The organism is Bradyrhizobium sp. S3.12.5, from assembly GCF_040548225.1.
In the GTDB taxonomy this organism is placed as follows: Bacteria; Pseudomonadota; Alphaproteobacteria; order Rhizobiales; family Xanthobacteraceae; genus Bradyrhizobium; species Bradyrhizobium cytisi.
Window position 1 is genome coordinate 1 of sequence record NZ_JBEPRF010000035.1, and the last position, 23,096, is coordinate 23,096.

20 protein-coding genes are annotated in these 23,096 nt (G+C 64.4%); 13 read left to right on the forward strand and 7 right to left on the reverse strand.

The genetic code is table 11. The features are described 5' to 3' along the window. Positions 1 to 133: 133 nt before the first annotated feature. A complete protein-coding gene (locus ABIC09_RS34660; protein WP_354112065.1) occupies positions 134 to 2,227 on the reverse strand; it encodes a methyl-accepting chemotaxis protein in 2,094 nt (697 codons plus the stop codon). A 274-nt stretch (positions 2,228 to 2,501) separates the two neighbouring features. Between ABIC09_RS34660 and ABIC09_RS34665 the strand changes: the two genes are divergently transcribed. Continuing rightward, positions 2,502 to 2,657 carry a Thivi_2564 family membrane protein gene (locus tag ABIC09_RS34665; protein ID WP_354032404.1) on the forward strand — a complete coding sequence of 52 codons (156 nt, stop codon included), beginning with the start codon at positions 2,502 to 2,504 and terminating at the stop codon, positions 2,655 to 2,657. An 84-nt stretch (positions 2,658 to 2,741) separates the two neighbouring features. On the opposite strand, the gene ABIC09_RS34670 is transcribed toward ABIC09_RS34665, so the two are convergent. From ABIC09_RS34670 to cysD, 3 genes are all read right to left on the reverse strand, one after another. Further along, on the reverse strand, positions 2,742 to 4,907 hold the full coding sequence (locus ABIC09_RS34670; protein WP_354112066.1) for a malate synthase G: 2,166 nt from the start codon (positions 4,905 to 4,907) through the stop codon (positions 2,742 to 2,744). Positions 4,908 to 5,202: 295 nt separating this feature from the next. Then, the gene (gene cysC / locus ABIC09_RS34675) at positions 5,203 to 7,140 is read right to left on the reverse strand and encodes an adenylyl-sulfate kinase (RefSeq protein ID WP_354112067.1); all 1,938 of its coding nucleotides are present in this window, start codon (positions 7,138 to 7,140) and stop codon (positions 5,203 to 5,205) included. An 18-nt stretch (positions 7,141 to 7,158) separates the two neighbouring features. Then, positions 7,159 to 7,953 carry a sulfate adenylyltransferase subunit CysD gene (gene cysD / locus ABIC09_RS34680; protein WP_148755250.1) on the reverse strand — a complete coding sequence of 265 codons (795 nt, stop codon included), beginning with the start codon at positions 7,951 to 7,953 and terminating at the stop codon, positions 7,159 to 7,161. Between the two features lie 236 nt (positions 7,954 to 8,189). Here cysD and cysG point away from each other — a divergent pair, with 236 nt between their 5' ends. The 12 genes from cysG to ABIC09_RS34740 all read left to right on the forward strand — a co-directional run bounded on the left by cysG (position 8,190) and on the right by ABIC09_RS34740 (position 19,412). Further along, a complete protein-coding gene (gene cysG, locus ABIC09_RS34685) occupies positions 8,190 to 9,614 on the forward strand; it encodes a siroheme synthase CysG (protein ID WP_354112068.1) in 1,425 nt (474 codons plus the stop codon). After that, the gene (locus ABIC09_RS34690) at positions 9,611 to 9,928 is read left to right on the forward strand and encodes a DUF2849 domain-containing protein (protein ID WP_354112069.1); all 318 of its coding nucleotides are present in this window, start codon (positions 9,611 to 9,613) and stop codon (positions 9,926 to 9,928) included. The genes cysG and ABIC09_RS34690 overlap by 4 nt, the downstream gene beginning before the upstream one ends. 11 nt (positions 9,929 to 9,939) lie before the next feature. Further along, positions 9,940 to 11,595 carry a nitrite/sulfite reductase gene (locus ABIC09_RS34695; protein ID WP_354112070.1) on the forward strand — a complete coding sequence of 552 codons (1,656 nt, stop codon included), beginning with the start codon at positions 9,940 to 9,942 and terminating at the stop codon, positions 11,593 to 11,595. Further along, complete coding sequence (locus ABIC09_RS34700; RefSeq protein ID WP_354112071.1) at positions 11,582 to 12,097, forward strand: DUF934 domain-containing protein; 516 nt, start codon at positions 11,582 to 11,584, stop codon at positions 12,095 to 12,097. The genes ABIC09_RS34695 and ABIC09_RS34700 overlap by 14 nt, the downstream gene beginning before the upstream one ends. Positions 12,098 to 12,102: 5 nt before the next feature. Continuing rightward, on the forward strand, positions 12,103 to 12,825 hold the full coding sequence (locus ABIC09_RS34705) for a phosphoadenylyl-sulfate reductase (protein WP_502917731.1): 723 nt from the start codon (positions 12,103 to 12,105) through the stop codon (positions 12,823 to 12,825). A gap of 124 nt (positions 12,826 to 12,949) precedes the next feature. Then, a complete protein-coding gene (locus ABIC09_RS34710; protein ID WP_354112073.1) occupies positions 12,950 to 13,951 on the forward strand; it encodes a sulfate ABC transporter substrate-binding protein in 1,002 nt (333 codons plus the stop codon). Between the two features lie 36 nt (positions 13,952 to 13,987). Further along, positions 13,988 to 14,824 (forward strand): sulfate ABC transporter permease subunit CysT, encoded by an 837-nt coding sequence (gene cysT / locus ABIC09_RS34715; RefSeq protein ID WP_354112074.1) that lies wholly within the window; start codon positions 13,988 to 13,990, stop codon positions 14,822 to 14,824. A gap of 11 nt (positions 14,825 to 14,835) precedes the next feature. Continuing rightward, entirely contained in the window at positions 14,836 to 15,747 is a 912-nt protein-coding gene (gene cysW, locus ABIC09_RS34720) for a sulfate ABC transporter permease subunit CysW (protein ID WP_354112075.1), read from the forward strand. After that, positions 15,737 to 16,774 carry a sulfate/molybdate ABC transporter ATP-binding protein gene (locus tag ABIC09_RS34725; protein ID WP_354112076.1) on the forward strand — a complete coding sequence of 346 codons (1,038 nt, stop codon included), beginning with the start codon at positions 15,737 to 15,739 and terminating at the stop codon, positions 16,772 to 16,774. The genes cysW and ABIC09_RS34725 overlap by 11 nt, the downstream gene beginning before the upstream one ends. Before the next feature lie 90 nt (positions 16,775 to 16,864). Then, positions 16,865 to 17,368 carry a CAP domain-containing protein gene (locus tag ABIC09_RS34730; RefSeq protein WP_354032395.1) on the forward strand — a complete coding sequence of 168 codons (504 nt, stop codon included), beginning with the start codon at positions 16,865 to 16,867 and terminating at the stop codon, positions 17,366 to 17,368. Between the two features lie 78 nt (positions 17,369 to 17,446). Further along, positions 17,447 to 18,622 carry a DUF3734 domain-containing protein gene (locus tag ABIC09_RS34735; RefSeq protein WP_148755239.1) on the forward strand — a complete coding sequence of 392 codons (1,176 nt, stop codon included), beginning with the start codon at positions 17,447 to 17,449 and terminating at the stop codon, positions 18,620 to 18,622. 1 nt (position 18,623) lies between these two features. Next, entirely contained in the window at positions 18,624 to 19,412 is a 789-nt protein-coding gene (locus tag ABIC09_RS34740; RefSeq protein WP_148755238.1) for a 3-hydroxybutyrate dehydrogenase, read from the forward strand. A 173-nt stretch (positions 19,413 to 19,585) separates the two neighbouring features. Here the strand turns inward: ABIC09_RS34740 and ABIC09_RS34745 are convergent, their stop codons facing one another. From ABIC09_RS34745 to ABIC09_RS34755, 3 genes are all read right to left on the reverse strand, one after another. Further along, complete coding sequence (locus tag ABIC09_RS34745) at positions 19,586 to 20,410, reverse strand: sulfite exporter TauE/SafE family protein (protein ID WP_148755237.1); 825 nt, start codon at positions 20,408 to 20,410, stop codon at positions 19,586 to 19,588. Between the two features lie 197 nt (positions 20,411 to 20,607). Further along, positions 20,608 to 21,975 carry an oligosaccharide flippase family protein gene (locus tag ABIC09_RS34750; RefSeq protein WP_502916392.1) on the reverse strand — a complete coding sequence of 456 codons (1,368 nt, stop codon included), beginning with the start codon at positions 21,973 to 21,975 and terminating at the stop codon, positions 20,608 to 20,610. Positions 21,976 to 22,159: 184 nt separating this feature from the next. Then, a complete protein-coding gene (locus tag ABIC09_RS34755) occupies positions 22,160 to 22,999 on the reverse strand; it encodes a protein-disulfide reductase DsbD domain-containing protein (protein WP_354085579.1) in 840 nt (279 codons plus the stop codon). Positions 23,000 to 23,096: the final 97 nt, after the last annotated feature.

The following is a 23,096-nucleotide window of genomic DNA, read 5'->3' on the forward strand; positions in this document are numbered from 1 at the left end:
CGCCCCGCGGGGGGGTTGCTGGTTTTTTTGACCTATAAGTTAAAAAAATTGACCGGCGGTCCCATTATAAAACTTGGGGGGGGGGGGGGGGGGGGGCGCCCCCCCCCCCCCCCCACGACGGTGAGAGTGGGCTTTATGCCGCGCGGATCTTGCCGAGGAAGTCGCTGACCTCGTGGCCGAGCTGGTTGCTCTGGGTTTCGAGCATCTCGGAGGCGCTCTTCACGTTGTCCGCGGCCGCGGCTGCAGCATTGGCATCGGCTTTCACGCCGGTGATGTTGTCCGAGACGTTCTTGGTGCCCTGCGCCGCATATTGGGTGCTGCGCGTGATCTCCTGGGTCGCCGCGCCCTGCTCCTGCACGGCGGCCGCAATCGCGGTCGCGACCTCGTTGACCTCGCCGATGATGCCGCCAATGGTCTGGATCGCGTTGATGGCATCGCCCGCGACCTTCTGGATGTCGGCGATCTGCTCGGAGATTTCTTCCGTCGCCTTCGCCGTCTGGCTCGCCAGCGATTTCACCTCGGAGGCGACGACGGCAAAGCCGCGGCCGGCTTCGCCGGCGCGGGCGGCCTCGATGGTGGCGTTGAGCGCGAGCAGGTTTGTCTGCTGCGCGATGGTGTTGATCAGGCCGACGACCTCGCCGATGCGGCTTGCGGACTTCTGCAGGCCCTGCACGGTGCCGTCGGTCTCGCGCGCCTGGGTGACGGCGCGGCTGGCGATGCCCGCAGCGTGCGCCGCCTGCTGGCTGATGTCGTTGATCGAGGCCGAGAGCTCTTCCGCAGCCGCCGCGACGCTGTCGACGCTCATGGAGGCATCGTTGGAGGCCTTGCCGGCGACCTGGACTCGGTCGTTGGTCTGGCGCGAGACTGCGGAGAGATCGCCCGAGGTCTTGCGCATCCGCCCCGACGCATCGTTCAGCTCACCCAGCGTCTTGCGCACCGCGCCCTCGAACTCTCCGACATAGGCTTCCAGTGCGCGCTGGCGCGCGGCGGCTCCGACGTTGCGCTCGCGCTCGTGCTCCTCGATCTTGAGCTTTTCGGTGGCCTGCTGCTTGAAGGTTTCCAGCGCGCCGGCAAGGGCGCCGATCTCGTCCTGGCGATCGAGATAGCCGCTGTCGACGGCGAGATCGCCGCCGGCGAGCTTGAGCATGGCGTCACGGATGGTGTTGAGCGGATTGATGACGCGGCGGCTGACCAGCATGATCGCGCCGACGGCAAGGCCGATCGCAAGCGCGAGCAGCACGAGCTGCACGATCAGCGCGCGCTGCGCAGCGCCGCGCTGGTCGAGTGTGTGCGCCCTGGCGGCGTCGAGGGCGGCTTCGGCCACCGCGACCGCGCTCGCCATGCGGCCGACGGTGAGCGGGCTCCACTGGTTGGCGGTCAGCTCGGCCTTCTCGCCCTTGACCAGCGTGTCCGCGAGGCGGTCACGCAGGGTCAGATATTGCGGCTCGAAATAGGCGGTCTTGGCGCCGGCCATGGCGGAGGCGAGCGCCTGCGGCAATTGCATGCCCGAGGTCGACAATTCCAGCGCCTTCCACATCGCGCTCGTGCCGCCGACATATTGGGTATAGGCATAGCGGCTCTCGGGCGAGATTTTGCCGGCGTTAAGGCCGATCGAGACGATCAGCGAAGCTTCGCCCGCGGTGTTGCGTAGCAACCAGGCGTTCTGCTTGATCGACAGCAGCTGGTCGATCTCGGCATCCTGGTGGTTGACGGTGGCGGCCAGTGTGTTCCCGAGATTATCGAGCACGTCGAGCAGGCCCTGCGTCGTCTCCATGTATTCCTTTGGCAAGCCCGCGCGGCGCTGATCCTTGGACTTGGTGACGTCCTCCCAGAATTGCTTCTGCTCCTCGATCAGCAATTTGTTGAGGCGCGCGAGCTCCGGCACCAGCGTGCCGGACCGCGGGAAGTCCATGCTCGGCAGCAGCTCGAGCGCGCGTGCCATCGCCGGCATCTGCGCGTCGCGCAGCGCACGCAGGTATTTCTCGATCTCGGAATCCATCGGCTCGGTCGCGTTGAGGAGGCGCGTCGTGGTCGAGCGGTCGGTGCGCAGGTTGTGCATCGCCTTGAACAGGTCGGCGGAGGCGTCGGCGATCGCCGAGATGCGGTTGGCGGTCTTGAGGCGGTCCCAGGACTCGTAGGCGGTGAGCGAAAGTGCGATCACCACGCAGATCGACGTGATCGCGATCACCGTTTTCAACAGTGCGGACACGGTCAGGCGATTGAGCATCGAAGTCCCCCAAATTCCCATTTCAAAGTTCGGCAAAGACGCCCCGGCAAAATCGAGAGAACGGGGGCGGCAGCATCGGCAATTGCATACCGTTCGCGGCACGCGGGCCCGTACGGTTTCTGCATCTGAAACGAAAAGGGTAAAGTTTTAGGCGCTCAGCCTGCAGGTAGAATTACGCATTTACCAGAAGTTGCAGTGGGTTGCGTGCATGGAACCGGCGCGCGAGACAGGCGTTAGGATCTCGTTAGCAATTTGTCTTGAAGGGGGCCTTGCGATGCTTGTCGGCGTACTCGTCACCTTTCTCGTCGTCATACTCGTGCTTTATCTCATTAACATGCTGCCGATGGACGGCCGCGCCAAGCAGATCGCACGCGTCGTCGTCATCATCATCGGCATCGTGTCGCTGCTGAAATATCTGACGGTGTTTTAGCGGGGCTTCCGATCTCCAACAAAAAAGCCCCGGCGTCAGCCGGGGCTTTTGATGTTCGAGCGGCCTTGTCAGCCCGTCGCCTTCCTAGCCAAGCGCCTTGGCCTCGCGGCGGCGCGCGGTGAGGATGTATTCGGTGTAGCCGTTCGGCTGCTCGCGTCCCCTAAAGATAAGGTCGCTAGCCGCCTTGAAGGCTGTGCCGTCGAAGGCGGGCGCCATCGGCTTGTAGATCGCGTCGCCCGCGTTCTGCTTGTCGACGACGACGGCCATGCGCTTGAGCGATTCCATCACCTGCGCCTCGGTGATGACGCCCTGGTGCAGCCAATTGGCGAGATGCTGGCTGGAGATGCGCAAGGTCGCGCGGTCTTCCATCAGGCCGACATCGTGGATATCAGGCACCTTGGAGCAGCCCACGCCCTGGTCGATCCAGCGTACGACGTAGCCCAGAATCCCCTGGCAGTTGTTGTCGATCTCCTGCTTGACGTCGTCGGGCGCCCAGTTCGATTTCGACACCGGAATGGTGAGGATGTCGGAGAGTTTTGCGCGCGGACCGCTCTTGGCCAGCTCCTGCTGGCGCGCAGTGACGTCGACCTGGTGATAGTGCAGCGCGTGCAGCGTCGCCGCGGTCGGCGAGGGCACCCACGCCGTGGTGGCGCCGGCCTGCGGATGGGCGAGCTTCTGCTGCAGCATGTCCGCCATCTTGTCCGGCGCGGCCCACATGCCCTTGCCGATCTGGGCATGGCCGGGCAGGCCACAGGTCAGGCCCATGTCGACGTTCCAGTCCTCATAGGCCTTGATCCAGGCCTGCGCCTTCATCTCGTTCTTGCGGATCATCGGACCCGCTTCCATCGAGGTATGGATCTCGTCGCCGGTGCGGTCGAGGAAGCCGGTGTTGATGAACATGATGCGCTTGGAGGCGCGCTGGATGCAGGCCTTGAGGTTGACGGTGGTGCGTCGCTCCTCGTCCATGATGCCGACCTTGAGCGTGTTCTCGGGCAGGCCCAGCATCTTCTCGACGCGGTCGAAGATCTCGCAGGTGAGCGAGACCTCGTCCGGCCCATGCATCTTCGGCTTGACGATATAGGCAGATCCCGTGCGGCTGTTCTTGACCTTGGAGTTGCCTTTCAAGTCGTGAATGGCGAGAAGTCCGGAGACCGCGGCATCGAGCAGGCCTTCCGGGACTTCCTCGCCGGTCTCGTCCAGCACCGCATCAGTGAACATGTGGTGACCGCAATTGCGCATCAGCAGTAGGCTGCGGCCGTGCAGCTTGACCTCGCTCTTGCCGTCCGGCGTCTTGTAGGAGCGGTCGGCGTTGAGTGAGCGCGTCAGCGTCTTGCCGCCTTTTTCGAAGTCCGCCGACAGCGTGCCGTTCATCAGGCCGAGCGTGTTGCGATAGATCAGTACCTTGTCCTCGGCGTCGACCGCGGCGACCGAGTCCTCCATGTCGAGAATGGTCGACACGGCCGATTCCATGATCATGTCGGCGACGCCGGCCGGATCGTCCTTGCCGATCATGCTGTTGCGATCGACCTTGACCTCGACATGCAGGCCGTTGTTGGCGAGCAGCACCGCGCTCGGCGCGGCCGCATCGCCCTGGAAGCCGGCGAACTGCGCGGCGTTCTTCAGCGCGGTGGCGTTGCCGCTCTTCAGCTTCACCGCGAGCTGGCCTGCGACGACGCTATAGGCGGTCACGTCGGTGTGGCTGCCGGTCGCCAGCGGCACGGCGGCGTCGAGGAATGCCTTGGCCTTGGCGATCACCTTGTCGCCGCGTGCCTTGTTGTAACCCTTGCCGCTCTCGGACGGATCGTGCGGGATCGCGTCGGTGCCGTAGAAGGCGTCATAGAGCGAGCCCCAGCGCGCATTCGCCGCGTTCAGCGCGTAGCGCGCGTTGGTCAGCGGCACGACCAGCTGCGGGCCGCAGATCTTGCCGATCTCCTCGTCGACATCAGCGGTCTCGACCTTCTGCGTCGCGGGCTCGGGGACGAGATAGCCGATCTCTTTCAGGAAGGCGGTGTAGGCGCCGAGGTCGAACGCCTTGCCCTTGTTGGCGCGGTGCCAGTCGTCGATCTTGGCCTGCAGCGCGTCACGGAAGGCGAGCAGCGACCGGTTCTTCGGCCCCAGCTCCTTGATGATGGCGGCCACCCCGGCCCAGAACGCATCCGGCGCGATCCCCGTTTTCGGGGCGGCTTCCTTGGCAATGAAGTCGAAAAGGACGGGGGCGATCTTCAATCCGTGGGCGTCAACGCGTTTCATGATGGTCTTTCTTGTTGGAAATGGCTGTTTTTGGCTGCTTTGACCCGACAGCAGCAAAATGCGCCCGCGTGGGGCGGCTTTCGGGACCTATTAGCCCCAAAATCGGGGCGGTGAGAAGACCCCCGACGTCTGTCAAAATGTCAAGGAGAGGTGGCGGCTGCTCCGCGCGCCGCCGTCATTCCCCGCGAAGGCGGGCAATCCAGTACGCCGCAGCTTTTCCGTATCCCAACGCTGTCTCTGGAATACTGGGCGCCCGGTCAAGCCGGGCGACGACAGGTGCGGAAATGCGATCAGCTCAAATATTCGCGGCGAGGTCCACGACTTCGTCGAACAGCACGCCGGTGGTCTTCAGCATCTGCTCGATCTCGTCGGCCGCGTCAGCAACCGTCCGCGTCGAAGTGTCGATCACGAGCTCGGCGGCCTCGGGCCGCTCGTAGTCGTTGCCGATGCCCGTGAAAGAGGCAAGGGCGCCGGCGCGGGCCTTCTTGTAATGGCCCTTGGGATCGCGCTCCTCGCAGATTTCGGCCGGTGTCGCGACATGGATCTCGCGAAACGCGGCGTCAGCGATGCGACGTGCGGTGGCGCGGTCCTCGCGGGCCGGTGAGACGGCGGCGACGATGGCGATGTGGCCGTTGCGGGCGAGATGGGTTGCGACCTCGGCGAGCCTGCGGATATTCTCGCTGCGATCGGCTGCGGAGAAGCCGAGATCGCCATTGAGCCCGGCCCGCAGCGTGTCGCCGTCGAGCAGGATCGGCGAGCCGCCATTGGTGAAGAGACGCCGCTCCAGCGCGTTCGCCAGCGTCGACTTGCCGGAGGCCGGCAAGCCGGTGAGCCAGACCACGGCACCGTTGTGCTGATAGCGCGCGGAGCGCTCGTCGGGCCGCAGCGCCGATTCCACCGGCACGATATCGACCGGCACGGCGCGCTGGCCGGCATCGACCGACAGCACCAGGCCGCCGCCGGCGATGCGCCCGGAGACCTCGATCACGAGACGGCCGGTGCGCGGATTCTCGGTGTAGGGATCGGTCGCGATCGGATTGGACAGGGAGATGTCGATCTCGCCGACATGGTTGCGGCCGATCGCCTTGTTCTCGATGCTCGAGAGCTCGCCAGGATCGACCGCCTTTTCGATGGCGACGACGGTGGCGCGGCTCTCCTTCGGCCCGCAGCGGACCAGGAGCTGATCGCCCTTGGCGAGCGGCTTGTCGTGCAGCCAGAAAATGCGCGCGCGCAGCCGCCGCGTCTCGCGCGGGGCGGTGTCCGTATGCGCGATGATGTCGCCGCGCTCGATGAACAATTCGCGGTCGAGCGTGATGCCGACCGAGCGGCCGGCGCCCTGCCGTCCCGCGATCGGGGTCACCGGCCAGCTCTCGACCGTTTTGATCCTGGCGATCTTGCCGGCCGGCATGATCACGATCTCGTCGCCGGCAATCAGGCTGCCGGATTCGATGCGGCCCGCGACGATGCGGCGGTCGTCGAACTTGTAGATCGCCTGTACCGGCAGGCGCAGCGCCAGCGCTTCGAGCGGCCGCGCCGGCTCGAGTCCATCGAGCGCCTCGACCACGGTCGGCCCCTTGTACCAGCCGATGCGGTCGGTGCGCTCGGCAACGCCGTCGCCGTCGCGCGCGGAAATCGGGATGATCGCGGCCGGCGTCACGCCGAGGCCGTTGAGATGCGCGGAGATCTCCTCGCTGATCTCCTTGAAGCGGTCGGCGGAGAAATCGACGCGGTCCATCTTGTTGACGACGACCGCGACCTGCTTCACGCCGAGCAGATGCAGCAGATAGCCGTGACGGCGGGTCTGGTCGCGCACGCCTTCGAGCGCGTCGATGATCAGCACCGCGCCGTCGGCCTGCGAGGCGCCGGTGATCATGTTGCGCAGGAATTCGGCATGGCCGGGCGCGTCGATCAGCACGATGTCGCGCGAATTGGTGCGGAAGCGGATCTGCGTGGTGTCGATGGTGATGCCCTGGTCGCGCTCGGTCTGCAGCGCGTCGAGCAGGAACGACCATTCGAACGGCATGCCGCGCCGCGCGCTGACGGCTTTGAGCATCTCGAGCTTGCCGTCAGGCAGGCTCCCGGTTTCGTGCAGGAGACGGCCGACCAGCGTCGACTTGCCGTGGTCGACATGGCCGACGATGACGATGCGGACCTGCGGTCGCGTCGTGCCATTCGGCATCGAACTGGTGTCGTTCGGCGTGGCGGGCGAAGCGGGAGTGACGATCATGTTCATACGACTGCGCGTCCTTGATCAGAGATAGCCGGCGACGCGCAGGCGCTCGAAAGCGTCCTCGGTCTCGTGGTCGAGCGCACGGCCCGCGCGCTCCGGCACCTTGGTCTGCTCGAGCTCGGCCAGGATCTCGTCGATGTTCGACGCGCTCGATGCGACCGGATTGGTGATGTCCTGATCACCCAGCGAGCGATAGCGCTTGCCATTGTGCGAAAGATAGAGCGGGATGATCGGGATGTTCTCGCGCTTGGTATAGGCCCAGATGTCGGCCTCGGTCCAATGCAGGATCGGGTGGATGCGCAAATGCGCGCCTTGCGGCGGCGATGCGTTGAAATGATCCCAGAACTCCGGCGGCTGGTCGCGCACGTCCCAATTGCCTTCGAGGCCGCGCGGCGAGAACACGCGCTCCTTGGCGCGCGTCGCTTCCTCGTCACGGCGGATGCCGGCGATCAGGCCGTCGAAGCCGTATTTCGCCAGCGCCATCTTGAGGCCTTCGGTCTTGCGCGCGGCGGAACGGGCGGCCGGCGGCAGCGTTGGGTCGACGGCATCGATGGGCGGGCAGGGCTCGACGCGCAGGTCGAGCTCCCACTGCTTCCCGTAGTGATCGCGGAAGCGATACATCTCCGGAAACTTCTTGCCGGTGTCGACGTGAAGGGCCGGGAACGGCAGGCGGCCGAAGAAGGCTTTCCGCGCCAGCCAGATCATGACGTTGGAGTCCTTGCCGAGCGACCACAGCAGGGCGATCTTCTTCAGGCGGGCAAAGGCCTCGCGGAAGATGTAGATGCTCTGGGCTTCCAGCTGGTCGAGATGGTCCATGCTGGGGGCGGTCAGCGCGACGGGAATTTGCTCGGAAGCCGGGGCGCGGAGGTCCCGTCCATCTGCACCAGAATCGGTCCTGAGAAGATGCATCTCTGCCACTTTGCGTTTGGAGGCGAATTTTCTATAGTTGCGTTGCAGAAGAGAAGAAAAAATTTTCTCTTTGCGCGTCAGAAACGACACATATATAGAAAATAATTCCAGTCAACCCCGGATGTGGGGGAAGCGAGTATCGCATGCGGTTCTTGCCGGTGTTCCTAGATCTCAAGGCCGGTCCGGTGGTCCTCATCGGCGCGGGCGAGCTTTTGCGCGCAAAATTGCGCGTGCTCGCCGCTGCCGGTGCGCGTATCCGCGTGCATGCGATCGACGGCAATCAGGACCTGGGTCTCAGCTCCGATGACGCGGCGCGTATCGAGATCGCGACGGGCGATCCGCTCACCGCCGATCTCGCCGGTATCATTGCCATCGTCTGCGCAGGCGCGGGCGATGTCGGCGTGGCGATGTCGGCGCGGGCGAAGTCGCTTGGCCTGCCCGTCAACGTCATGGACGATCTCGAACATTCCAGCTTCATCTTCCCGGCGATCGTCGATCGCGGCGATGTCGTGGTCGCGGTCGGCACCGGCGGCACCTCGCCGGTGGTGGCGCGGCGCGTGCGGGAGAAGATCGAGGCGCTGCTGCCCGCGCGCATCGGCGCGCTCGCCGAATTCATCGGCGGCTTCCGCAAGTCCATCAACGAGCGCATTGCCGAGTTTCCGCTGCGCCGCCGCTTCTGGGAGCGCGTCGTCGACGGTCCGATCGGCGCCGCCGTGTTGGCCGGCCGCAAGGACGAGGCTGACGCAGCACTCAAGCAGATTTCCGATCCGTCCGCGTTCGCGCGCGCCGACAAGCCGGACGGCTCGGTGGCGCTGGTTGGCGCCGGCCCCGGCGATCCCGATCTCCTCACCATCAAGGCGCTGCGCGCGCTGCAGGATGCTGACATCGTCTTCCATGACGAGTTGGTCTCGCCCGAAATTCTTGACCGCATCCGTCGCGACACCGCGCGCATTGCCGTTGGCCGTCGTGTCGGCAAGCCCGGCATCGGCCAGGACGCCATCAACAGGCGCATGATCGAGGCCGCGCAAGCTGGCCAGCGCGTGGTGCGGCTGAAGGGTGGCGATCCCTTCGTGTTCGGCCGCGGCGGCGAAGAGGTGGAAGCGCTGCGCGCCGCCGGCATTGCTTATTGGATCATTCCCGGCATCACCGCAGGCCTCGGCGGCGCCGCTGATTTCGAGGTGCCGCTCACTTACCGTCACGAAGCGACCCGCATCACCTTCCTCACCGCGCATAAGGCGCGCGACGCAGAGACGGTGGATTGGTCGACGCTGACCGACACCAAAATGACTGTTGTGGTCTACATGGGCATGACCGCTGCGCCGGCCGTTCGCGCTGGCCTGTTTGCAGCCGGCCGTTCGCCGGAGACGCCGGTCGGCGTGTTCGCCCGCGTCACGCGGCCGGATGCGCAAGGCGCAATCGGCACGCTGCGCGACCTGCCCGAGCTCGTGCGGCGGACCAATGGCGGTCCCGCCATTCTCATCATCGGCGACGTGGTCCGGCATGCCGGTTCGCTTCGCCGTCAAACACCCAAACAAATCATCTCTGACCTATTGGATGCAGCCGAATGACCTCCCCGCTTGAACAGAAGAAGATCAAAATCGCCGGCCCCTCGGTCGTGACCGCCAACCGCACCTGGGATGGCATCGTGGTGTACCGCACCGCCGCCAAGAGCTGGTCCGCGGACCTGTCGGAAGCCGCGATCGTGCGCAACTCGGATGAAGCGAAGACGTTGCTTGCGGAGTCGGTCGCCGATGACGTCGGCGCGATCGGTCCCTATATCGCCCCGGTGGAGGTCGGCGCGGATGGCAAGATCGAACCCGGCAATCTGCGCGAACAGATCCGCCGCACCGGTGTGACCATCGGACAGCCGGCCCAGGTTTAAGGCATTCTCTTATGTACGCTTACGACGAAATCGACCGCACGCTCGTCAACGAGCGCGTCTCGGAGTTCCGCGACCAGGTGAAGCGCCGCCTCTCGGGCGAGCTTACGGAGGATGAGTTCAAGATCCTGCGGCTCCAGAACGGCGTCTATCTGCAACTGCACGCCTATATGTTCCGCGTCGCCATTCCTTACGGCACGCTGGCGACGAACCAGCTGCGGGCGCTTGCCCATGTCGCGCGCAAGTACGACCGTGGCTACGGCCACTTCACCACGCGGCAGAACATCCAGTTCAACTGGATCAAGCTCGCCGAGCTGCCGGATGCGCTCGCCGATCTCGCCGAGGTCGGCATCCATGCGATGCAGACCTCCGGCAACAACATGCGCAACGTCACCTCGGACCAGTGGGCCGGCGTCGCGCCCGGCGAGATCGAGGACCCGCGCATCTGGTCGGAGCTGATCCGCCAGCACACCACGCTGCATCCGGAATTCTCGTTCCTGCCACGCAAGTTCAAGATCGCGATCACCGCGTCGGACCATGATCGTGCCGCGATCAAGATTCACGACATCGGATTGAAGCTGATCAAGAACGAGAAGGGCGAGACCGGCTTCGAGGTGCTCGTCGGCGGCGGTCTCGGCCGTACCCCGTTCATCGGCAAGACCATCAAGCACTTCGTCCATGGCCGCGATATCCTCAGCTATATCGAGGCGATCCTGCGCGTCTACAACCAGTACGGCCGCCGCGACAACATCTACAAGGCGCGCATCAAGATCCTGGTGCACGAGCTCGGCATCGAAAAATTCTCACGCGAGGTCGAGGAGGAGTGGCAGCAGATTCGTAACTCCTCGCTCCAGATCGACGACGAGGTGATCGAGGACATCCGCTCGCGCTTCACCTATCCGAACTACGAAAAGCTGCCGCACATGCCGGACGAGCTGCGCCAGGCCGCGGCCGATGGCGACTTTGAGGCGTGGCGCAAGAACTCGGTCTCGCCGCACAAGGTGCAGGGCTACTCGATCGTCACGATCTCGCTGAAGCCGATCGGCGCGCCTCCGGGCGATGCCACGGCCGAACAGATGGATGCGCTGGCCGATCTCGCCGACAAATATTCCTTCGGGGAGATCCGCGTCGGCCACGAGCAGAACCTGGCGCTGCCCCATGTCGCCAAGCGCGACCTGCCGGCGTTGTGGAAGGCGCTCGACAAGCTTGGGCTGGCGACGCCGAACGTCAATCTGATCACCGACATCATCGCCTGTCCGGGTCTCGACTATTGCTCGCTGGCCAATGCACGCTCGATCCCGATCGCGCAGGAGCTGACACGGCGCTTTGCCAATCATGAGCTCGCCAATCTGATCGGCCGGCTGCACATCAACATCTCGGGCTGCATCAATGCCTGCGGTCACCACCACGTCGGCCATATCGGCATTCTCGGCGTCGAGAAGAACGGCGAGGAGGTTTACCAGATCACCATCGGCGGTCGTGCCGACGAGGGTGCTGCGCTGGGCAATCTGATCGGACCCGGCGTCAAGTTCGACGAGGTCGCCGACGTGATCGAAGACGTCGTGGAAGCCTATCTTGCGCTGCGCGAGCGGCCCGAAGAGCTGTTCATCGACACGGTGAAGCGCCTCGGCGTCGAACCTTTCAAGGAGCGCGTCTATGCCACTCGTTAACGGCGGAAAAATCGCCGACGACAGTTTCGTCAAGCTGGCCGTCGACACGCCGCTGCCAGAGAGCGGCGACATCCTGGTGCCCGCCGAGCGGTTCCTGGGCGATGCGGACGCGCTGCTCAAGCGCGGCGGCAAGATCGGTGTGATCTGGCCGAACAATCGCGACATCGCCGAGCTCGTGCCTTATCTCGGCAAGGTCGCCGTCGTCGCGCTGGTGTTCCCGACCTTCCGCGACGGACGCGCCTACAGCCAGGCGCGGCTGCTGCGCGAGCGCTACGGTTATCGCGGTGATTTGCGTGCCACCGGCCAGGTGCTGCGCGACCAGTTCGTGTTCATGCTGCGCGCCGGCTTCGATTCCTTCGAGGTCAAGAAGCAGGCGGATGCGGAAGCCTTCATGCAGACCGCGAAGCGCTACTCGGTGTTCTACCAGCCGACCGGCGACGGCCGGATCACGGCGCTGCACCGGCGCATGCAGCTGCGTCACTCCGAGGGAGTCGGTACGTGAACGCCATGGCTACTCAATTTGCATCCCAATCGACCTCGGAGTTGCCGACCGCGGCTGAGCTCGACCGCGCGCTGCGCGACGCCGCTCCGGCCGAAATCATTGCTGCCGCGCTGAAGACCGTCGGCCGCGATCAGCTCGCCGTGGTGTCGTCGTTCGGGACGGAGTCGGCCGCGCTGTTGAAGGTGATGGCTGATGTCGATCCGGCGATTCCGGTGATCTTCCTCGATACCGGCTGGCTGTTCGAGGAGACGCTTGCCTATCGCGACATGCTGATCGCCAAGCTTGGCTTGAGAGATGTTCGTTCGATCAAGCCGCTGGAGGAGGCGCTGAAGCGGGACGATCCCGATCAGGAGCTCTGGTTCTCCAATCCCGATGCCTGCTGCCGTATCCGCAAGGTCGAGCCGCTGGCGCGGGCGCTGAAGCCGTTTTCAGCGTGGATCAATGGCCGCAAGCGGTTTCAGGGCGGCGTGCGCGCCGACATTCCGGTCGTCGAGGTGGATGGCGGGCGGCTGAAGTTCAATCCTTTTGCCAATGTCTCGCGCGAGGAGATCAAGGACATCTACGCGCGTGCCAAATTGCCGCAGCATCCGCTTCAAGCGTCGGGTTTCATGTCGGTTGGGTGTATGCCTTGCACCAGCAGAACGACCGATGGCGAGGACGAGCGCGCGGGTCGCTGGCGCGGCCGCGCCAAGACAGAATGCGGCATCCACACGATGAAGACTTCGTAGCACAGGCAAGCTGCCGGGCTGCGAACAAGAAAATCCGGTTCCGTTGACTTGAGCGTGTTTCGCCACGAGTTTCGCCTGCATGCCTTCGCCGACAGTGACGTCGTCGAGGTGAATGGAGATGGACATGATGCGTCGTATCGTTCCGCTCGCGGCAGGACTGCTCGTGACAGGATTCTTGGCAAGCTCGGCTCTCGCCGCTGACATCAACCTCTTGAACGTGTCGTATGATCCGACGCGTGAGCTCTATGTCGAGTTCAACAAGGCGTTCGCGAACGCCTATAAGAAGGAAACCGGCAAGAGCGTCGAGATCAAGCAGTCGCATGGCGGCAGCGGCTCGCAGGCGCGCGCCGTGATTGACGGGTTGCAGGCCGACGTGGTGACGCTCGCGCTCGCCTATGACATCGACGCCATCGCCGGCAAGGGCCTCACTGCAGCCGATTGGCAGAAGCGGCTGCCGCAGAATTCATCACCCTACACCTCGACCATCGTGTTCCTGGTGCGCAAGGGCAATCCGAAGGGCATCAAGGACTGGGACGATCTGCTCAAGCCGGGCGTCGCCGTGATCACGCCGAACCCGAAGACTTCAGGCGGCGCCCGCTGGAATTATCTGGCGGCCTGGGGCTTTGCACAGAAGAAATACGGATCGGTCGACAAGGCCAGGGATTTCATCGGCAAGCTCTATCAGCAGGTGCCGGTGCTCGACACCGGAGCGCGCGGCGCCACCGTGACCTTCGTCGAGCGCGGCGTCGGCGACGTGTTGCTGGCCTGGGAGAACGAGGCCTATCTCGCGCTGAAGGAATTCGGCCCGGAGAAATTCGAGATCGTGGCGCCGCCGCAATCGATCCTTGCCGAGCCGCCGGTCGCGATCGTCGACAAGGTGGCCGACAAGAAGGGCACCCGCAACGTCGCCGATGCCTATCTCCAGTATTGGTACACCAAGGAAGGGCAGGAGATCGCAGCGCGCAACTTCTACCGTCCGCGCGATCCCGAGATCGCTAAAAAATATGAAAACTCCTTCGCAAAGGTCGAGCTGTTCACGATCGACGATGTGTTTGGCGGCTGGACCAAGGCGCAGAAGGAACATTTTGCCGACGGCGGCGTCTTCGATCAGATCTACAAGAACTGATCGGGCGCTGTCGGAGGGGTTTGAACAGGGGGCCTGGTGAGCGCAATCGCAGCACGACGCCGGACATTGCCGGGCTTCGGTCTCACGATGGGACTGACGCTGACCTGGCTGTCCGTCATCATCCTGATTCCGCTCGCGGGGCTGTTCCTGAAGTCGCTCGAGCTCAGCCCCGAGCAATTCTGGAACATCCTCTCGAGCCGCCGCACCCTGAACGCGCTCCGCGTCTCCTTCGGGCTCGCGTTTGCGGCGGCCTGCGTCAACCTTGTGATGGGCAGCATCATCGTCTGGGCGCTGGTGCGGTACCGCTTCTCGGGCCGGCGGCTGTTCGACGCCATCATCGATGTGCCGTTCGCCTTGCCGACAGCCGTTGCCGGTGTCGCGCTGACCTCCCTGTTTGCCGAGAAGGGCTGGCTGGGCGCGCCGCTTGCCGCGCTCGGCATAAAGGTCGCATTCACGCCGCTCGGCATCTTCGTCGCCATGATCTTCATCGGCATTCCCTTCGTGGTCCGCACCGTGCAGCCGGTGCTGCAGGATCTCGACCCCGAGATCGAGGAGGCAGCCGGTAGCCTCGGCGCCAGCCGCTGGCAGACCATCATCCGCGTGATCCTGCCTTCGCTTGCGCCGGCGCTGCTCACGGGGCTCGCACTCGCCTTTGCGCGCGCGGTCGGCGAATACGGTTCGGTGATCTTCATCGCCGGCAATCTGCCCAACGTCTCCGAGATCGCGCCGCTCTTGATCGTGATCCGGCTGTCCGAGTTCCGCTATGCCGACGCGACCGCGATCGCCGTCGTCATGCTCATCGTCTCCTTCGTCGTCATCTTCGCGGTCAACCGGTTGCAGCGCTGGGCGCAGAACCGGGTCCCGGTGCATTGAGGCGGGATGCGATGACGATGCAGATCGCCGATTCCGTTTCGCTGTCTTCACCCGAGGCAAAGGCGCGCGCGCATGCCGCAGCCGCGCGCAACAATCTCCGCACCGAGCCCAGGGCGGTGCGCATCGCCATCATCACGCTGGCGATATTATTTCTCTCCGTTTTCGTCGTGCTGCCGCTGGTGCTGGTGTTCGCGCAGGCCTTCTCGAAGGGCATTCTGGCCTATTTCGACGCGCTCGCCGAGCCGGAGGCACTGGCTGCGATCAAGCTGACGCTGCTGGTCGCGGCGATCTCGGTCGTCCTCAACCTCGTGTTCGGCCTCGTCGCCGCCTGGGCGATCGCCAAATTCGAGTTTAGAGGAAAAACCTTCCTGATCACGCTGATCGACCTGCCGTTCTCGGTGAGCCCGGTCATCTCCGGCCTCGTCTTCGTGCTGCTGTTCGGCGCGCAAGGCTATTTCGGCGGTTGGTTGAGGGATCACGACATCCAGATCCTGTTCGCGGTGCCCGGCATCGCGCTCGCCACCACCTTCGTGACCTTCCCGTTCGTGGCGCGCGCACTGATCCCCTTGATGCAGGAGCAGGGCACGCAAGAGGAAGAGGCCGCGATCTCGCTCGGCGCCTCGGGCCTGCAAACCTTCTTCCGCGTCACGCTGCCCAACATCAAATGGGGCGTGCTGTATGGCGTCCTGCTCTGCAACGCGCGCGCGATGGGCGAATTCGGTGCGGTCTCCGTCGTCTCCGGCCACATCCGCGGCGAGACCAACACCATGCCGCTGCTGGTCGAGATTCTCTACAACGAGTACCAGTTCGTCGCCGCGTTCGCGATCGCCTCGCTGCTGGCGATGCTGGCGCTGATCACGCTGATCGCCAAGACCATTCTCGAACGTCATCTCGACGAAGGACACGACGTCAATGACCATTGAAGTCAAAAATCTCGTCAAGAAGTTCGGCAGCTTTGTGGCGCTCGACGGCGTCGACCTCAAGGTCAATGACGGCGAGCTGCTCGCTCTGCTCGGCCCCTCCGGCTCGGGCAAGACCACGCTGCTGCGGATCATCGCCGGCCTCGACTGGCCGGACTCAGGCGAGGTCGCTTTCAACGGCGAGGATGCGCTGGCGCAGGGCGCGCGCGAGCGCCATGTCGGCTTCGTGTTCCAGCACTACGCGCTGTTCCGCCACATGAGCGTGTTCGAGAACGTCGCCTTCGGCCTGCGCGTGCAGCCGCGCGCGGTCCGCAAGGACGATGCGACGATCCGCGCCCGGGTCAAGGAGCTGCTCGACCTCGTGCAGCTCGACTGGCTCGCCGACCGCTATCCGAGCCAGCTCTCCGGCGGCCAGCGCCAGCGCATCGCGCTCGCTCGCGCGCTTGCGATCGAGCCGCGCATCCTTTTGCTCGACGAGCCCTTCGGCGCGCTCGATGCGAAGGTGCGGAAAGAGCTGCGCAAATGGCTGCGCTCGCTGCATCATGAGATCAACGTCACCTCGATCTTCGTCACCCACGACCAGGAAGAGGCGCTCGAAGTCGCCAACCGCGTCGTGGTCATGGACAAGGGCAGGATCGAGCAGATCGGCTCGCCCGACGACGTCTACGAGACGCCGGCGACCGCCTTCGTGCACGGCTTCATCGGCGAATCCATCGAGCTGCCGATCCAGGTCGAGGGCGGCGTCATCAGGCTCGGCGACCGGCCGCTGCGGCTTGTCGCAGACGGGCTTGCGCCTGGCGCGTCAAAACTGTTCGTACGGCGACACGACATGCTGGTCGGTCCACCCGGTTCGGGCGCCTTCGAGGGGGCGGTTCAGCATGTCCGGAATTTCGGCCCCGTGCAGCGAGCCGAGGTCGCATTGTCAGGCGGCGAGACCATCGAGATCGACGCTCCCCGCGACCGGGAACTGCGCGCCGGCGACACGATCGGCCTCGAGCCCCGCCGCTATCGCATATTTGCGGGCACCTGAGCGGGTCCCGACAGGTCGAATTTTCCTCAAAATTCACCTTTCAGCCACGGTTGGTATGCAACAACGGCCCCTCATTGGGGGCCCCGATTCATGCGCGCTGCGGCCGCAATTCTCATCACTTTGCTTCTCGCCGGCTGCGCCGGCAATGAAGCGCCGGTCCAGCAGCCGTCGATGTATGCCGACATGTCGGTCCCGGGCGCCAAGCTCGATGCGCCGGCGGCCGCGATCATGATCTCGCAGTACCGCCAGAACAACGCTCTCGGCACCGTCATCGTCGACCCCGATCTGATGCGGCTCGCCGAATCCCAGTCCAACGCCATGGCTGCAGCCAACAAGATGGACCACGACGTCCGCGCGCCGCTCGCCAAGCGCCTTGTCGCCGGCGGCTATCCCGCGACCGTGGCGGTCGAGAACATCTCGGCCGGCTATCATACACTGGCGGAAGCGTTTTCCGGCTGGCGCGACTCGCCTCCGCACCGCGCCAACATGCTCAAGGGCGGTGTCACAAAATTGGGCATAGCGGCGAGCTATGCTCCGGGCACCAAATACAAGGTGTTCTGGACCATGATCCTGGCATCGACCGATCCCCGATAAGCCAGACTTGATCCCGGGATGCATTGAAGTCGCGGCAGACTGTCGCCACGGTGGCTCGCCTTCTGCTAATGTTCCCGAATGACAGATCATAGCCCGGAAGTCGCAACAGTCCCCGCGAAGGCGCAACGTGTCCTGGTTCTTCAGGGCGGCGGCGCGCTCGGCTCCTATCAGGCCGGCGCCTATCAGGCGCTGTGCCATTTCGATTTTGAGCCCGAATGGGTTGCCGGCATCTCGATCGGCGCGGTCAATGCCGCCATCATCGCCGGCAATGAGGGCCACACCCGCGTCAAGCGGCTCAAGGAATTCTGGGAGATGGTTTCCGCGCCGGTGCCGTGGAAGCCGATCGGCAAGAGCGACCACAGCCGCGAACTGTTCAATTCGACCAGCGCCGCGCTGATCGCCACCTTCGGCGTGCCCGGCTTCTTCACACCGCGCATCCCGCCAGCACCGCTCTGGCCGCCGGGCAGCCCGCAGGCCGAAAGCTATTACGACACCGCGCCGCTGAAGAAGACGCTGGAGCGGCTGGTCGATTTCGACCGCATCAACGACCTGAAGACCCGCCTGTCGGTCGGGGCCGTCGGAGTCAGCTCCGGCAACTTCAAATATTTCGACAATTACGAGTTCAAGAAGCTCGGCAAGAAAATCGGCCCCGAGCACATCATGGCCTCCGGCGCGCTGCCGCCGGGCTTTCCGTCGGTCGTGATCGAGGGCGAGCATTATTGGGACGGCGGCATCGCCTCCAACACGCCGCTCGACTTCGTGCTCGATGCCGAGGTCGATCGCGACATGCTGATCTTCCAGGTCGACCTGTTCAGCGCGCGCGGCGATCTGCCGAATTCGCTGATCGAGGCCACCGAGCGCGAGAAGGACATCCGTTTCTCCAGCCGAACGCGGATGAACACCGACAAGAACAAGCAGATCCACAACGCCCGCCGGGCCGTGCGCGACCTGATCGGCAAATTGCCGGACTATCTGAAGAACGATCCGTCCGTCGAGTTCCTCGCGAAGGTCTCGCGCGAAAGCACCGTCACCGTGGTGCACCTGATCTATCGCAGCAAGAACTACGAATCCTCGTCCAAGGACTATGACTTCTCGCATGTCGCGATGGTCGAGCATTGGGAAAGCGGCGTGCGCGACGTGCATCTGTCGATGCGCCACAAGGACTGGCTCGAGAAGCCGCAGTCCGGCGAGACCATGGTGACCTACGATCTCACGGGGGACGTCACCGCGCCCCCGCCAAAAAGGAGCGAATAATATGGGTACTCTGTCAGGCAAAAACGCCGTCGTGACCGGTTCGACCAGCGGCATCGGGCTCGCCTATGCGCGCGCCTTTGCGGCTGCCGGCGCCAATGTCGTTATCAACGGGTTCGGCTCGCCGGAGGACATCGAGAAGGAGCGCTCCAAGATCGAGTCCGATTTCGGCGTGAAGGCGGTCTATTCGCCCGCCGACATGACCAAGCCGGCCGAGATCGCCGGGATGATCGCGCTCGGCGAGAAGTCTTTCGGCTCGGTCGACATCCTCGTCAACAATGCCGGCATCCAGTTCGTCTCGCCGATCGAGGAATTCCCGCCGGAGAAGTGGGACCAGATCATCGCGATCAACCTGTCCTCGGCCTTCCACGCCATTCGCGCCGCGGTCCCCGGCATGAAGAAGAAGGGCTGGGGCCGTATCATCAACACTGCGTCGGCGCACTCGCTGGTCGCCTCGCCCTTCAAGTCGGCCTATGTGTCGGCCAAGCACGGCATCGCCGGCCTGACCAAGACCGTGGCGCTGGAAGTCGCGACCAACAAGATCACCTGCAACTGCATCAGCCCCGGCTATGTCTGGACGCCGCTGGTGGAGAAGCAGATCCCGGATACGATGAAGGCCCGCAACCTCACCCGCGAGCAGGTCATCAACGACGTGCTGCTCGACGCGCAACCGACCAAGGAGTTCGTGACGTCGGAGCAGGTCGCCGCTTTGGCGCTGTTCCTGTGCAGCGATGATGCCGCGCAGATCACCGGCACGAACCTCTCGATCGACGGCGGTTGGACCGCGGAGTAAGGCGGCGCACTGTCATGCTCCGCGAAGGCGGGGCATCCAGTACGCCGCGGCCTATCGATTTGATCACGGCCATCTCGGAGTACTGGATCGCCCGGTCCTGATGCGCAATTGCGCATAAGGCCGGGCGATGACAGCGAGAATGGAATGGTGTTCTTTCGTTCGTCGCGTTGGCCTCAATGGCTCCAGGCCAAAGCCGTCACGATCGCCGATTGCAGGTTCAGCTCCGCGAACATGATCTTGCCGGCGACCACGACGAGGACGCTGGCGAGCGCCACACGCAACACCGTCTCCGGCACGCGCGTCGCGCTGTAGCTGCCGAGAATGATGCCGGGCAGCGAGCCCAGCAGCAGCACGCCCATCAAGGCCCAGTCGACCGAACCGAGCATCCAGTGTCCGATGCCGGCCACCAGCGTCAGCGGCACCGCGTGCGCGATGTCGGAGCCGATGATGGTTGCCATCGGCAGGCGCGGGTAGAGCAGCAGCAGCACGGTCACGCCGACCGCACCGGCACCGACGGACGAAATCGAGACCAGTACGCCGAGCACGACCCCGGTCACGACGGTCGCAATCAGGGTGGTGCGCTCGCTGACCTGCTCCGTGCGCCGGCGATACCGCTCCATGATCGACTTGCGGAAGATCAGCGATGTCGCGGTCAGGATCAGCGCAAAGCACAGCACCAGATTGACGAGATTGCGCTCGGCATCGCCCCTGAGATCGAGCTTCCACAGCACCAGCAGCGTTAATGCGCTCGCCGGGATGCTGCCACAGGCAAGCCGCAGCACGGCCGGCCAGTGCACGCTGCGCGACCAGCCATGCACCACGCTGCCGCCGGTCTTGGTGGCGGCGGCATAGAGCAGGTCGGTGCCGACGGCGGTGGTCGGGTGGATGCCGAACAGCAGGATCAGCAGCGGCGTCATCAACGAGCCGCCTCCCACGCCGGTCAGCCCGACAAGCAGGCCGACGCCGAATCCCGAGGCGACGTAAAGCGGGTCAATCATGGTCTGGGGGAATCTAGATTTATCTCGTCAGTTGGGCAATACGACGTAGAATAAATTTCCCCCAGGGCGCAACTGCTTGGGTGGAATAAGAAAAATTGTGCTCCGAGCTGGAAATCGGCAGGTGTTTCGCGCTGTCCTTGGGGTCGTTGCGAAACAGCCATTCCCCGAGGGGGCGGCCCAGGACGAGCGCGTCGTACCTATTTACCAAACGCCAGCACGTGCAGCCCCAGGCGCTGCCGCACGATCCAGAACAGCAGCACGGTCTCGAAGGTGAGCGAGATCGACGTCGCGGCCGCGGCGCCGTGGCCGCCGAAGCGCGGCACCAGCGCAATGCAGAGCACGACATTCATTGCGAAGGCCAGCGCGTAGGCCAGCGCGCAGATCTTCTGCTGCCCGAGCATGTTGAGCAGGCGCTCAACCGGGCCGATCGCGGCGCGCACCACGAGGCCGATCGCGGCGACGAACATGATGTCGTAGCCGACCACGAATTGCGGCCCGAACAGCCAGAGCAGCGGCTTGCCCAGCGCCAGCAGCACGGCGGTCGCCGCCAGCGACGGCCAGAACGTCCAGTTGATGGCGTGTGCGACATAGGCCGACAGCCGCGCCTTGTCGCCGAGCGCATTGTATTCGGCGAAGCGATGCGCCGTCGTTGCCGACATCGCGTAGTGGATAAAGGACACCAGCGCCAGCGTCTTCACCACGGCAAAGTAGACGCCGACCTCGTCGGACGGGCGGAACTGCTGCAGCACCAGCACGTCGGTGTAGGACAAGAGCAGGTAGAAGCTTTCGACCAGCAGGATCGGCAGCGAGACCGCGAGCCAGCCGCTGATGTCATAGGCCTTGGGGCCGGGCGCGACGTGATCGGCGAGCGCGCGGTTCAGCACCACCATCTGCCCGGTCATCGCGATCCACACAGCGCCGGCGCTCGCCACCATCGCGGCGATCGCGCCGAGATGATAGCCGAGCAGGAAGGCGCAGGCCGTGATGCCGATGATCAGCGCCTGGCGGATGATGAATTGCGGCATCAACCCAAGCTGCATCCAGTCGTGCGAGCGCGCGATGCCGTCCTGGGTGTTGGCGACGACGAAAGCGGGCAGCGTCATGCAACCGATATAGAGCGGCAGCTCCTCGGCCGGATCGATCCAGGGCGACAGCAGTTTGACAATTCCGGCAAGGCCGAGCGAGACCAGCGTGGAGACGGCGAAGGTGAGCCAGCGACTGCCGGAGAGAAAGCCGCGCAATAGCGCATGGTCACCGCTGGCGCGATATTCGGGAATGATCTTTTGCGCGGAAGCCGAGATGCCGAAATCCATCATGCTGCCGAGCAGCAGCACCCAGGTCCAGACATAGACATAGATGCCGTAGTCGGAGGTCCCCATCCAGCGTGCGAGCAGGATCTGCGAGAAATAGGCGAGGCCCGCGCTGATGACGCGTATGATGAAGATGGTGCCGGCCAGCCGCCGCGTCAGCGACGCTTCGCTCGAGCCGCCCGTCAGCCTGGCGCGCAGCCGCGCGATCAGCCCGGCCGGTCTGGTCGTTGCGGGTTCTGCATCCATCACGGCCACGTCGAGATCCCCGGGCGTCCCGCATGCTCCGGCAGGCTTGATGCGGTGGTCCCGGGGATTAGCAAGGATTCGTTAAGATTCGGTTGGGTGTGCGTCCCATCCTCGATGTCCTCGACAAGTGTAGCTCCTGGCAACGCGTAGCGTTGTCCGGCGCGGAGCGCAGATCCGGGACGACAGCTCAGACTCACTCCAACTTCGTATTGAACTCGTAGGATTTCTCCGCCCCCACCAGCGTGAACTTCAGAGCTGCACCGTCGGGCTTGGCGCCCGGTGGCAAGCCGTCGAGCTCGAAGGAAAATCGCTTCACGCCGGGCGGGCTGTGCGCGACCGGATCAGGAATGGGCAACGACCACTCGGGCGTCGGCCCTTCCACGAACAGATTGACGTTGCTGTTCTCAGGCGCAACGACGTCGACCACCACGTTCTTGGGACCGTCGCGCTTGACGTCGCGGATGGTCAGCGGATTGGCATCGCCGATCGTGGCAGGCTTCGGCACGGTGTCGAGCGCCGCGCGCAGATTGGCATCCTCGGTCGAGGCGACGTTGTTGAAGCCGAGCTCGACATTGGCCTCGACGGGAATGCAGAGCTTTTCGCAGACCGCGTAGTTGATCTCGGCGCGCAGCGTCACCGGCTTGTCGGCGGCCTTGGCGACGATGCGCAAGGGCAGCACGATCTGGTCGTGATAGCCGATCGAATGGCCGCCCGCACCGTCGTCGAACTTCAGCGGCGCCGGCCACATCACGGTCACCGTTTCGACATTGTCCGACTTGGAGAAGTCGAACCGCGGCGGCACGCCGGAATCGCCCGGCATGCGCCAATAGGTCTTCCAGCCGGGCTGGAGCTGGAAAGCGATACCGCCGAGCAGGACCGCGCCGCTGCGCGATCCCGCGAGCAACCGCACCGCGGAATGGCCGTCGCGCTGCCACGGTGAAGCATCGCCGGCATGGGCACCCATCGCCAGCGACGACGCAAGCAAGGTTGTCGCGACGCCAATCGCCGCATGCAGGGGAACTCTTGTCAGCATGGCACGTCTTTACAGGGTCGTTCCGGGGCAAACCATTGAATTGCTTGTGATGGATGCACTTGATTCAGGTCTCTGCAAGCCTTGATTTGACAGCAGG

Bases quoted from the DNA above. Each gene is read 5' to 3' on its own strand.
- ABIC09_RS34740 (WP_148755238.1), top strand. From the start codon at position 18,624: ATGGGTACTCTGTCAGGCAAAAACGCCGTCGTGACCGGTTCGACCAGC.
- ABIC09_RS34730 (WP_354032395.1), top strand. From the start codon at position 16,865: ATGCGCGCTGCGGCCGCAATTCTCATCACTTTGCTTCTCGCCGGCTGC.
- ABIC09_RS34670 (WP_354112066.1), bottom strand. From the start codon at position 4,907: ATGAAACGCGTTGACGCCCACGGATTGAAGATCGCCCCCGTCCTTTTC.
- cysW (WP_354112075.1), top strand. From the start codon at position 14,836: ATGACGATGCAGATCGCCGATTCCGTTTCGCTGTCTTCACCCGAGGCA.
- ABIC09_RS34705 (WP_502917731.1), top strand. From the start codon at position 12,103: ATGGCTACTCAATTTGCATCCCAATCGACCTCGGAGTTGCCGACCGCG.
- ABIC09_RS34725 (WP_354112076.1), top strand. From the start codon at position 15,737: ATGACCATTGAAGTCAAAAATCTCGTCAAGAAGTTCGGCAGCTTTGTG.
- ABIC09_RS34710 (WP_354112073.1), top strand. From the start codon at position 12,950: ATGATGCGTCGTATCGTTCCGCTCGCGGCAGGACTGCTCGTGACAGGA.
- ABIC09_RS34690 (WP_354112069.1), top strand. From the start codon at position 9,611: ATGACCTCCCCGCTTGAACAGAAGAAGATCAAAATCGCCGGCCCCTCG.
- ABIC09_RS34755 (WP_354085579.1), bottom strand. From the start codon at position 22,999: ATGCTGACAAGAGTTCCCCTGCATGCGGCGATTGGCGTCGCGACAACC.
- ABIC09_RS34735 (WP_148755239.1), top strand. From the start codon at position 17,447: ATGACAGATCATAGCCCGGAAGTCGCAACAGTCCCCGCGAAGGCGCAA.
- ABIC09_RS34745 (WP_148755237.1), bottom strand. From the start codon at position 20,410: ATGATTGACCCGCTTTACGTCGCCTCGGGATTCGGCGTCGGCCTGCTT.
- cysC (WP_354112067.1), bottom strand. From the start codon at position 7,140: ATGAACATGATCGTCACTCCCGCTTCGCCCGCCACGCCGAACGACACC.
- cysD (WP_148755250.1), bottom strand. From the start codon at position 7,953: ATGGACCATCTCGACCAGCTGGAAGCCCAGAGCATCTACATCTTCCGC.
- cysG (WP_354112068.1), top strand. From the start codon at position 8,190: ATGCGGTTCTTGCCGGTGTTCCTAGATCTCAAGGCCGGTCCGGTGGTC.
- ABIC09_RS34695 (WP_354112070.1), top strand. From the start codon at position 9,940: ATGTACGCTTACGACGAAATCGACCGCACGCTCGTCAACGAGCGCGTC.
- ABIC09_RS34665 (WP_354032404.1), top strand. From the start codon at position 2,502: ATGCTTGTCGGCGTACTCGTCACCTTTCTCGTCGTCATACTCGTGCTT.
- ABIC09_RS34700 (WP_354112071.1), top strand. From the start codon at position 11,582: ATGCCACTCGTTAACGGCGGAAAAATCGCCGACGACAGTTTCGTCAAG.
- ABIC09_RS34660 (WP_354112065.1), bottom strand. From the start codon at position 2,227: ATGCTCAATCGCCTGACCGTGTCCGCACTGTTGAAAACGGTGATCGCG.